The organism is Leptotrichia sp. SK-5 (genome assembly GCF_055387215.1).
The window spans coordinates 876,789-888,910 of the sequence record NZ_AP028931.1; the positions used below are offsets into that span (position 1 = coordinate 876,789).

Sequence of the window (12,122 nt, forward strand, 5' to 3'; positions counted from 1 at the left end):
AAGGAAAGATAAATGGTAAAAGTAAAGGAATTAATAGAACGTGGATTAGAATTATTTTCAAGAAATAGTGTAGGCAGGCTAGAAAAGTTTTTTGAATCAGCAAAACAAGAAAATCTAGACATAAGTTCAATTGATAAAAAATATATGAAATTTAAAAGAACTAAGAAGAAAAAACGATTTACAACAATTTTTAATTATCTTACTTTCGGATTTTCAGCAATAGGAAGAATGGCACATATGGCTTATGATGCCGAAAGGAAGGAAGAATTTAAAAATGAAAGAATGAAATTGCAAGGGGAAATAAAAGATGTATTAGCGAATGAAAGTATAGATGCTAATTCTAGGGAACTATTACAAATAATGGATTTTTATTTATATGATTAAAATTGCGAATTAGGTTTATTGTCAAATCAAGTGAAACAAAAAGTAAAAATTAATTTTTTATGTTTAGATTAGAGTGTAAATAAAACAAAATTCAAACAAGTAAAAAACTGCGAAAAAATTCCTCTTCATTGAATGAGGATTTTTTTATTTGTAAAAAATATTTGATTTTTTGAGAAAATGATGTATAATAATATTAATTAAAAATTAAATTTCGGATAAAAATAGTTTTTTAAAAGGGGGAAAAATGAGAATAAAGGGAAATAACGATGGGTTTACACTCATTGAGGTTTTGTTATACATTTCAATTATGGCGATTTTATTTATGGTGGTTTCTGTGAATTTACAGAAACAGAGGCAGAATCAGGAGTTCGCAATTCAAAAGAGGAATATTAGCCAGTTTATCAGAAAAATTCAGCAGTATGCACAGCACAACAGAAAGGAATATGTGCTGGATTTTAAAATATCTGAAAATACAGCTTATTTTTTGGACGAAAAAAATGGGAAAAAGGATATTGTTGATAAAATGGAGATTTCCAAAAACTTATCTTATATGACAAATAATTCTAATAAAAATGCTGATTTTAGAAGACGTACAACAAATGAAGGGAATTTTGAAAAAGGATTTTCCGTTTATTTGCTAGATAAAAAGGGAGAAAAAATTTATTACAGAATTTCTACAAACACAATAAATGCGGCGAAATATCCGATTATAAGTATTTACAGGGCTAAAAAGCCAATTAATCTTTCGGATGATTATTCAAAGGCTAACTTGTGGGAGGAGGAAATTTAAATGAAAAGTGGGGGAAATGTTGAGAATAATACAGCAACTGGACAAAACAGTAAAAAAAGAGATTTTGAGAATATAAGATTTCGTAAAATTGTGAAAAAAACGTATAGAAAAGAAAATTTTAAAAATTATGGGAATACAAAAATAAATAAAAATAGTGGAAGTGATAAAACTCAAGAAAATGTAACTAAATTTGAAAATAAGGAATTTGATAAATATATTCTGGAAATGAAAAAATTGAGGGAGAAAGAGGCTAGAAAAAAGTATATAAAATCTGAACTTTCACGCAGGAAACAAAATTTAGTAAAATTTTTTAATATGGAAATAGGAATTGAAGAAGTGAAAAGAACTTGGCAATTTGGAATTTTAATTTTGGCAGGGATTTTTTTGTTTATCTTTTATTTGAATTTTGTTACTTTTAAGGGAGAACTTTCTGGTGAAAAGACACTTTATGTGAAAATTGATGGAAATCGTGGAAGTGTCTTGAAGGTTAATAACAAATATTTGAAAAGTCAAGCGAGCATTGAAAATAAGAAGGGGCTTGAATATGGATTTTACCTTATGCGGTACAAAATTAGGAAAGTTGTAAATAAAAATGGCAATATTAAGATTGAAGGGAAACTGCTGGGATATAAAGAATCACGATTAAATGGCGTTCGTAAATATATTTTGGAGATTTTTGATAATTTGTTTATAACTGAAGAAAATTTGTATGCTTTTTCACGTGCTGCGGTTCTGGGAGAAAAGGCGGAAGTTTCTAAGGATATGAAGGATAAGTTTAAATACACGGGACTGGCTCATTTAATTGTAATTTCTGGGACTCATATAAGTCTGGTTGTGATTGGGATTGTGAAAATTTTGGATGGGCTGTCGCTAGGGTACAGGTTTAAGTATTTAATGGCACTTGTTGCACTTACTTTTTACTGTGCATTAATTGGATTTTCTCCAGGAATTTTACGTGCTTATATTATGGGAGCGATGATGATTTTGGCAAGAATTTTATTTGAGCAGGAAGACAGTAAAAAATCCCTTCTGGTATCGTTTATTGTTATAATTGTGCTAAATCCGTATTCACTTTTTGATATTTCAATGCAGCTTTCATATGCAGCAGTTGTGGCAATAATATTTGTAAATCCTGAATTTAAGAAAATTTATCAGGAAAAAATTTTGGATAAAATAAAAAACGAAGTATTGAGAAATACTGTAGATTTGATATTTTTAAGTTTAACAATACAAATTACGAGTATTCCTTTATTTTTGTATTATTTTGAAAAACTGCCTTTATTTTCATTTTTATTAAATATTGTAGGAATACCGATTGGAACTGTTATTATACAATGTTTATTTTTTGCAGTGCTTTTAAATATTTTTAAATTATCTTTATTTAATGGAATAGTAGTTTTTATTACAGAAGTTATTTTTAAGGCTTTTGAAGGATTTATTTATGCTGGAAGCAAAATTCCGCTTTTACAGATGAATATTAATGGAAAAGCACCATTATGGACGGTTTTTGCATATTATGGAATGTTATTTTTTATAACATTTTTTGTAATGCCCTTGTTTACTGCAAAAATTGATATGTACTCAAGCTCTTTTAATACTGAAACAATAAAATAATTTTGGAGATTGATTTTAGAATACCGTTAATAATATAAATGAAAATTGTGATAATAAATATATTTTATAAGTTCCTGTTTCGTGGTATAATGATATGATAAAAAAATAATATAATTTGAAAGGAAGATAGAATATGAGTTTACCAAATTGTCCAAAATGCGGATCAGTATATGTTTATGAGGATGGAAATATGCTAGTTTGTCCAGAATGCTTTTATGAATGGGCTGAAAATGGTGAAGAAAACAGTGAGGAAAATGTTGTGAAAGATTCAAACGGAAATATTTTACAGGATGGAGACAGCGTTACAATTATTAAGGATTTGAAAGTAAAAGGTGCATCGTCAGACTTGAAGAGAGGAACAAAAGTTAAAAATATAAGATTAATTGATGATGGGATTCATAACATTGAGTGTAAAATAGACGGTTTTGGTGCAATGAAACTGAAATCGGAATTTGTTAAAAAAATATAAAAAATAGAATTGGAGAAAGAATGAAGTCAGGATTTATAACAATTGTTGGGCGTCCAAATGTTGGGAAGTCTACACTTATGAATAAGCTTGTGAAAGAAAAAGTTGCGATTGTGTCGGATAAGGCTGGGACGACTAGGGATCAGATAAAAGGAATTGTAAATATTGGAGAGAATCAGTTTATATTTGTGGATACGCCAGGGATTCACAAGCCTAAACATTTACTTGGGGAACATATGACAAATGTGGCATTAGAGGCACTTGAAAATGTGGATTTGATAATGTTTATGCTGGATGGGACACAGGAAATTTCAACTGGGGATATGTTTGTTAATGAAAATGTGCGAAGTGTAAAGACACCAATTGTACTTGTTATTAATAAAATTGATAAAATGTCGGATGAGGAAATTGAGGAAAAGAAAAAGGAAATTCGTGAAAAATTGGGAGAATTTGATGAGATAATAACTCTTACGGCGGAATATGCGATTGGAATTCATAAGATATTTGAAGTTGCCGAAAAATATTTGTCAAATGATGTATGGTTTTATCCAGAAGATTACTATACAGATTTACCAGTAAATAAAATTGTTGTGGAAACAGTTAGAGAAAAAATTTTACATCATACGAAAGATGAAATTCCGCATAGTGTGGCTGTGGAGATTATTAATGTAGAAACAAAGCCTACAATTAGAAAATATGATATAAATATTTATGTTGAAAGAGATAGCCAAAAAGGAATTATTATTGGAAAAGATGGGGCTATGCTTAAGAAAATTGGTACAGAGGCTAGACGTGAAATTGAGCATTTAATTGATTTGAAGGTTAATTTAAAATTGTGGGTAAAAGTTAAGAAGAAATGGAGAAAGAATAAGAAATTTCTTGATGAAATGGGTTATAAAATAAAATAACAGTTATTTTAGATTCCATTTGGTTAATAATAATTTCTTTTAATTTTTATAAAAATTTTGCTTGAAAATACATATTTATGAGAGAAAGTAAAAATATGAGTTTAGATTTTGGTAATTAAGTTTAATATTTTAATAATAAAAGAGAATTTTGAAAAAAAGAAAGAGGAAAATAGAGATGGATTTTAAAATACATTCAAAATTTCAGCCGACTGGAGATCAGCCTCAGGCTATTAAAAAGATTGTGGAAAACTTGGAAGATGGTATTACAGATCAGATTTTGCTTGGGGTTACAGGGTCGGGAAAGACATTTACAGTTGCGAATGTTATTGAAAAAATAAATCGTCCAGCCTTAATAATGGCACCGAATAAGACGCTTGCAGCACAGCTTTACAATGAATACAAGCAGTTTTTTCCTGAAAATGCTGTTGAATATTTTGTGTCTTATTATGATTATTATCAGCCTGAAGCATATATAATGCAGACTGACACGTATATTGAAAAAGACTCTTCGATTAATGATGAGATTGATAAATTGCGGCATGCAGCAACAGCGGCACTTTTGAATAGAAGAGATGTTATTATTGTGGCTTCGGTTTCGGCAATTTATGGATTGGGGTCGCCAGAAGCATATAAAAAGAGATCGATTCCGATTGATGTGGAAACAGGATTTGAGAGGAATGAACTTATAAAAAGACTGATTTCACTTAGATACGAGAGAAATGACATTGCCTTTGAGCGTGGAAAATTCCGCGTGAAAGGGGATATTCTTGATTTACATCCGTCTTATCAGGATACAGGATACCGTTTTGAATTTTTTGGAGATGATTTGGAAAGCATTTCAGAGATTAATACGCTTACTGGACAGAAAATTAGAAATATAAAAAGAATCACAATAATGCCTGCAACTCACTATTTGACAAACGAAGATACAAAAGTGATGTTTGAGGCAATAAAAAAAGAAATGGAAGAAAGAGTGCATTTTTTCCAAAAAGAAGGAAAACTGCTGGAAGCACAGAGAATTGAGCAAAGGACAAAATATGACTTGGAAATGATTGAGGAAATTGGTTATTGTAAAGGTGTGGAAAACTATTCTAGATATTTGACTGGAAAGGGTGAAGGAGAAGCGCCCGATACGTTGATTGACTATTTTCCAGAGGATTTGGTCGTATTTTTGGATGAGTCGCACATTTCAGTTCCACAGATAAATGGGATGTATAAGGGAGATAGAGCAAGAAAGAAGGCTTTAATTGACAATGGATTTAGGCTTCCAAGTGCTTATGATAACCGTCCGTTAAAATTTGAGGAATTTTTTGGAAAAATCCCGCAAGTTGTGTATATTTCAGCCACTCCAAGCGATTATGAGCTGGAACATTCAAATGGTGAAGTTGTAGAGCAGCTTGTACGTCCAACAGGAATTGTAGAGCCAAGTATCGACATTCGTGAAACAAAAAATCAAATTGATGACTTGATGGATGAAATAAAAACAAGAACAGCAAGAAAAGAACGGATTTTAGTTACAACCTTGACAAAAAAAATGGCAGAAGAACTGACAGATTACTATTTGGAATATGGAATAAAAGTAAAATATATGCACTCTGACATTGATACGCTAGAAAGAACAGAGATAATAAGAGGCTTGAGAAAAGGTGAATTTGATGTTCTGGTTGGAATAAACTTGCTGCGGGAAGGGCTGGATATTCCAGAAGTTTCGTTAGTGGCAATATTGGAAGCAGACAAGGAAGGATATTTACGTTCGAGAAGATCTTTAATTCAGACAATGGGACGTGCCGCAAGAAACGTGGAAGGACATGTTATCTTATATGCTGACAGAATAACAGGCTCTATGCAGGAAGCCATTGACGAAGTGAACAGACGGCGTGAAGTTCAAGAAAAATACAATTTGGAAAACAACATTAATCCAAAATCAATCGTAAGAGAAATTGCAGAGTCAATCGTAGACTATGAAATCGAAAAAGAAAATGAACTAAACAAAGCAATTAAGCAGTATAAGAGCGAAAAAGATGTGGAAAAAGAAATTAAGAAACTTGATAAGCAAATTAAGAAACTGGCTGAGGAGCTTAATTTTGAAGAAGCAATTAAATTGAGGGATAAAATGAATGAATTGAAAAAGTTATTAATTGAACTGTAAATTATAAAAAATTAATTAAAAAAATGATTGACAATTGAAAAAATCTATACTATGAATATGCATAGAAAATAACTTGGTCAGATGTAATTTTATTACAGGACTATCTAATCCATTATGCGTAGTGGATTTTTTTGTGGAGGGGGAAATGGGAGAAATTGTGTATGATAAACCTTTTAAAGCGCATGACAGGGGAAAATATTTATTAAATTTCAATTTTCTGTAAAAAGAGAGGTTATTCTAAAATGACAAATAAAATATCAAAATTTTTGATTGGAAGTCTGATTTTATTATTTTATCTTACAATTTATTATCAGATTATAGCTCTATATTTACCTGTTTTTCTTTGGATATTTTTGTTAATATTAAATATTCTTGGATTATTTTTTTTACCTTTTTTGATGATTTTAGGAATGTTTAATCTAGGTTATTATAGCAAATTTATATTAAAATACATGAATAAATTTTTGCTAGGCATAGTATTATTAGTAATATTTTTTTTAATTTATTGTGATTCACTTAATTGTAAAACGACAGAAAGTCCAGTAGCATTAGAGTGTGGTTTTGCACATATTTTATCATATATTTGCCATTTATTTTATGTAGTTGGACTATTATGGGGCGAAAAAGCAATAAAATTATTGAAAAAAATGAAAAGAAATAAAAGTGACTGATATTTATTTTTAATTTTTTTTTAAAATCACGATAGTTTTAGTTATAATAGATAAATTAATCAAAAATAAAAATTAAGAAAAATTTCGTTAAAGGGAAAATTATTTAAAATATTGAAATTTTTGATAGGAGTAATAAATTGAATAAAAATAAAAAAATAGAATTTTTGGCTCGGATGTCGTTATTACCATTTTTTATTTGTCAAATGATATTGTATCCGATAGCTCTGTATACAAGAAATATGATAATAGAAACCAATAGTACTAGTTCAATATTGATATTTATATTTCGTTTTTTTGAATTTCCAATATTTTTTTCAGTAACTTTAATTTTTCCGCTAATAGTCTTTTTTGTACTTGGAGTTATGTATGATTTTGAAATTAGGATGAAAAATGTATTTTATATTTTGGGGAGTTTAATATTGATGTATATTTTTTTGATATTAATTTTCAATATGAAAGAATTGTTATTGTTAATAGGATGTTGTATTACATTTGGATTAGGATTATTAGTGAAATAGTTTAAGAATAAAAAAGGGAGTTGAGATGATGTTTATTTTGAAAATGTTATTAGAAATATTAATAATGCTTATTTTGTGTGTGATTTTAAATTTAATTTTTGTGAAGAAGATTCTTAGAGTAAAAAATAAGAAGAAAATACCTTTAAAAAAGGTAAAAGCTGTTGTGTTTGATGTCAAGAAATTGAAGGAAGATGTGGCTATGCCGGCATTAAAGGGGAAAGAGAAATTATCGTATTATCAAATATTGCAAGGATTAAATAATCTTGCGGAAGATAAGAATATAAAAAAAGTGATTATTGATGTAGATAAGTTGAATTTGACACTTTCACAGCTGGAAGAGATTTCTAAAATTTTTGATAAGATTAGGAAAAATAAGGAAGTTGTGGCGATAGGGACGCTTTTTGAGGAAAGTCGATATAGACAGGCTATGCTTGCGGATAAGATTTTTATGTTTGACACAAGGCAGTCAACTATTATTTTTAGGGGATATTTGCATAAGGAATTTTATTTGAAGTCGTTTCTGGAAAAGTTTGGGATAAGGATGAATGTGCTTCATATTGGTGATTACAAGGTGGCTGGAGAAAAATATAGCCATAATAGAATGTCGGAAGAGAAAAAAGAATCAATTAAAAATATAAAGGATAAAGTTTTTGAAGATTTTGTGGAACTGGTAAAAAGTAAAAGAGGCGTTGATATTGAAAATGAGATATTGAGTGGAAATCTAATTTTTGCTGGGGCGAAAAAGGCTTTGGAATATAAATTGATTGACGGTGTTGCTGATTATGATGAGATTGGGATAAATTATAAAGAAGATACAGTTTCGATTGAAGATTATATTGTGATGACAAAAGATAAGAAGGAAAAGGCAAAAGATACAATTGCTGTGATAAATCTTGAGGGCGTTATTGATATGAAAAATCCCAACAAAAATATTACTTATGATAATGTTTGTGAAAAACTTGAGGAATTAAAAGAAATAAAGAATTTGAAAGGGTTAGTATTAAGAATAAATTCGCCTGGTGGAAGTGCTTTAGTTTCTGAAAAAATATATAAGAAATTAAAAAAATTGACTGTGCCAATATATGTTTCAATGGGAGATGTCTGTGCAAGCGGTGGTTATTACATTGCCACAACTGGAAAAAAATTATTTGCAAATAACTTTACTTTGACAGGCTCAATCGGTGTTGTTATGATGTATCCTGAAGTTGCAGGAACAATGAAAAAGTTAGACATTAATTTGGAAGGATTTGGAAAGGGTGCTGGCTTTGATATGCTGAATCCGTTTGAAAAATTGGGAGAAGATTCAAAAGAAAAATTAATCCATAATATGAATGAAGTTTATGGCGAGTTTAAGGAACATGTAATGGTAGCCAGAGGAATGAATGATGAGGAACTTGAAAAGATTGCACAGGGGAGAGTGTGGCTTGGAAGCGAAGCCAAAAATATCAATTTAGTTGATGAAATTGGAACTCTTGAAGATTGTATAAAATCAATGGCAAATGATTTGAAACTGGGTAAATATAAAGTGCAAATAGTGGAGTTAACACAAACTTTAAAAGAAACTCTGTCAGATATAAAAATGCCCTTTGTATCTGAGGAAATTAGGGAAAAGGTTGAATTTTTGCAAGGAAATATGAATCAGGTTTTGTATTATGAGAGTGATTTTCAACTGTAGGAAGTTTTTCAATTTGGAAAGAAATGAAACTGTTCAGTAATTATATAAATTTGGATATATAGTAAAACTGCCTTAAAACTGAACTCAGAAGCTATGACTATTTTACTCAAACCCTAGATTTTTATAATTTTTAACAGTTCTATTTTAAACGGGTTCGAGTATATAATGAAATAAATATTATTCGCAAGGGATTAAACACAATTGTTAAAGATAAAGTGTATTGAATTGTCAGACAAGTCTAATGGAGCAAAAATGGAGATTTTTTAATTAAAATTTTGTAAAATCTAGATATTTTTTATATTTCTAATTATAAATTTATCCAAAATATCTAAAAAAGACTATATTTTTGATTACGCTAAACTTTATGGATTAAAAAACGAAAAAATGTAAAATTTTCAATTATAGAAATATAATTTTAGCATTAACTTGAAAAAACTTTATTTTTTTAAAAATATAAGGTATAATATGATAAATATTTAGAAAATAGGAGTTTTTTATGAATAATTATTTGGAATTGTCAAAATTATACTATCAAAAAGCTAATATTGAAGAAGAATTGAATAAAAGAACTTGAAAATCCATGTGTTTATAAAACATCCTTATATATTTCACCAATTTTACGGGGAGAAAGAGTTCCAAAGGAAGTAGAATTGTTTTTTTTGCCAATAAAAAATGTATTAATGTTGCAAGATGAAATAATTCAAAATAGTAGAGATATTTTAAATTTGTCTAACGAACTGCCTGAAGTGGCTTTAAATTATTGTATAAGAGAAATTATGGTTAATGAAATAATAAAAAGTAATGGGATTGAAGGAGTTCATACAACAAAAAAAGATGTGTATGATAGCATGAATTCCAATAAAAAATATAGATTTTCAGGAATTATAAAAAAATATAAGCAAATAACAGAAAATAAGATTGAAAAAATTAATTCAGCAGAAGAAATACGAAAAATATACGATGAAGTTTTTAGTGAAGAAATTATGATTAATCCAGAGAATCAATTAGATGGAAAATTATTTAGAAAAGGATTGGTTTATGTTACAGATTCCAGCATGAAAAATGTTCATTTGGGAGATTCAAATGAAGAACTGATACTAAAGCATATTAAAAATCTAATAATATTTATGAATAAAAAAGATATAAATTTCTTGTTAAAAGCCTGCATTATTCATTATTATTTTGAATACATTCGTCCGTTTTATGATGGAAATGGACGATTTGGAAGACTGATTTTCTCAATGTACCTGGCAAGAAAATTAGATGTATTTACGGGATTGTCACTATCTTATGCAATCTTTTCTGAAAAGGAAAAATATTCAAAGTTATTTCTGAATACTTCAAATTCTAAAAATTTTGGTGAAATAACATTTTTTCTTATAGGCATGTTGGAACTAATAAAAAAAGGACAAGAAAGTATAATGAAAATGCTGGAAGATAAAATAGAAAAATTGAATTTTTCGAGAAATTATTTGAATAATCTTAATTTAAGCGATTTGGAGAAAGATATAATGTTTGTATATATTCAAAATCATATATTTTCTAATTCTGATTTAGAAGATAAAGAATTATGTAAAATAATAAATATGAGCAGACCTACACTAAAAAATAATATAGAACAATTAATAAAAAAAGAATACTTAACAAAAATTTCTAAAAAACCAATAACACATGTTTTAAGTGACAAATTACAGAAAGTTATTGACTAAAAAAATTAGTAGATATTGATTAAATTAATAAAGTTTAGATTTTAAAAATTAAAATTGAAAGAGGAGATAAAAAAATGAACAAAGTATATTGTTACCCAAGATGCACAACTTGTAAAAAGGCTGTAAAATGGCTGGAGGAAAATGGGATTGAATACGAATATAAGCACATTGTGGAAGAAACACCATCGAAGGAAGATATTAAGAAATATTATAAAGAAAGTGGATTGCCGTTAAAAAGATTCTTTAATACAAGCGGGAATGTTTACAAAGAGCTAAACTTGAAGGAAAAATTGGCAGAGATGTCAGAAGATGAGCAGTTTGAATTACTTGCAAGCAATGGAATGGTATTAAAAAGACCACTTTTGGTAGGGAAGGATTTTGTGCTGGTTGGATTTAAGGAAGCTGAGTGGATTGAAAAATTGAAATAAACTTGAATTTGCTTAAAATTTATAATTTAATATAGATATTTGATAAAAAGATTATAATTTTTGAGTTTGAAATATTTAGATTAAAAAAAGTATTTTAGGAAAAAAGAATATGATTTTAAAAATTTTGAAAAAATTGAAAAAAATTTTGTAATTGTATTGAAAATTAATTGAAAATGTGATAAACTTAATAAGTTATTGAATAAAAGATATTCCGCTTTTATTGTTGCTACCAGTTTTGTGAAGGATTTATAAGCAAGAAAAGTTTTTGAATCGGTAAGATTGGTATAGATAGAAAGAATGTCTTAGAAAGAAGGGAGTGAATTTCTTGAAAGAGAAATTAATCGAATTAGTAGAAAAAAATTACTTGAAGGCTGATGTACCTCAATTTAAAGCAGGGGATACAGTTGCAGTTCACTACAAAGTAAAAGAGGGAAACAAAGAAAGAATACAGGTTTTTGAAGGTGTAGTTATCAGAGTTTCTGGTGGAAGTGTTGCTAAAAACTTCACAGTTAGAAAAGTATCTTCAGGAATCGGTGTAGAAAGAATCATTCCTTTAAATTCTCCATTAGTAGAAAAAATCGAAGTTAAGAGAATTGGTAAAGTAAGAAGATCTAAATTATATTACTTGAGAAACTTATCAGGAAAAGCTGCTAGAATTAAAGAAATTAGAAAGTAGCTTCAAGGCTAGCAAAATGCTAGCTTTTTATTTTTTATGCAGACTAAAAATTTAATGTTTTAATAAAAAAATAAACCTTACTGTATTAAATATATTTTAGGCAAATAAAAATTTAAAAAAAATAAAGTTTAATT

Annotated in this window: 11 protein-coding genes; all 11 read left to right on the forward strand. The window is 28.5% G+C overall.

Features of this window, described 5'->3' with window-relative positions:
• The first annotated feature begins 12 nt into the window (after positions 1-12).
• The 11 genes from ACZ5B9_RS04400 (at position 13) to rplS (ending at position 11,988) form a co-directional block, all read left to right on the forward strand.
• Entirely contained in the window at positions 13-384 is a 372-nt protein-coding gene (locus ACZ5B9_RS04400) for a hypothetical protein (RefSeq protein WP_464423515.1), read from the forward strand.
• Positions 385-628: 244 nt separating this feature from the next.
• Positions 629-1,174 (forward strand): type II secretion system protein, encoded by a 546-nt coding sequence (locus tag ACZ5B9_RS04405; RefSeq protein ID WP_464423516.1) that lies wholly within the window; start codon positions 629-631, stop codon positions 1,172-1,174.
• A complete protein-coding gene (locus ACZ5B9_RS04410; protein WP_464423517.1) occupies positions 1,175-2,788 on the forward strand; it encodes a ComEC/Rec2 family competence protein in 1,614 nt (537 codons plus the stop codon).
• 133 nt (positions 2,789-2,921) lie between these two features.
• Complete coding sequence (locus tag ACZ5B9_RS04415; RefSeq protein WP_464423518.1) at positions 2,922-3,257, forward strand: zinc ribbon domain-containing protein YjdM; 336 nt, start codon at positions 2,922-2,924, stop codon at positions 3,255-3,257.
• A 20-nt stretch (positions 3,258-3,277) separates the two neighbouring features.
• Positions 3,278-4,162: a GTPase Era gene (gene era / locus ACZ5B9_RS04420; protein ID WP_369712394.1), complete on the forward strand. Its 885-nt coding sequence runs from the start codon at positions 3,278-3,280 to the stop codon at positions 4,160-4,162.
• Between the two features lie 175 nt (positions 4,163-4,337).
• Complete coding sequence (gene uvrB, locus ACZ5B9_RS04425) at positions 4,338-6,311, forward strand: excinuclease ABC subunit UvrB (protein ID WP_464423519.1); 1,974 nt, start codon at positions 4,338-4,340, stop codon at positions 6,309-6,311.
• Between the two features lie 242 nt (positions 6,312-6,553).
• Entirely contained in the window at positions 6,554-6,982 is a 429-nt protein-coding gene (locus ACZ5B9_RS04430; protein ID WP_464423520.1) for a hypothetical protein, read from the forward strand.
• Positions 6,983-7,528: 546 nt separating this feature from the next.
• Positions 7,529-9,175 (forward strand): signal peptide peptidase SppA, encoded by a 1,647-nt coding sequence (sppA, locus tag ACZ5B9_RS04435; protein ID WP_464423913.1) that lies wholly within the window; start codon positions 7,529-7,531, stop codon positions 9,173-9,175.
• A 650-nt stretch (positions 9,176-9,825) separates the two neighbouring features.
• Entirely contained in the window at positions 9,826-10,884 is a 1,059-nt protein-coding gene (locus ACZ5B9_RS04440; RefSeq protein WP_464423521.1) for a Fic family protein, read from the forward strand.
• 74 nt (positions 10,885-10,958) lie between these two features.
• Positions 10,959-11,312, forward strand: coding sequence for an arsenate reductase family protein (locus ACZ5B9_RS04445; protein WP_021768282.1), 354 nt, complete (start codon positions 10,959-10,961; stop codon positions 11,310-11,312).
• A 325-nt stretch (positions 11,313-11,637) separates the two neighbouring features.
• Positions 11,638-11,988, forward strand: coding sequence for a 50S ribosomal protein L19 (gene rplS / locus ACZ5B9_RS04450; protein ID WP_021768283.1), 351 nt, complete (start codon positions 11,638-11,640; stop codon positions 11,986-11,988).
• Positions 11,989-12,122: the final 134 nt, after the last annotated feature.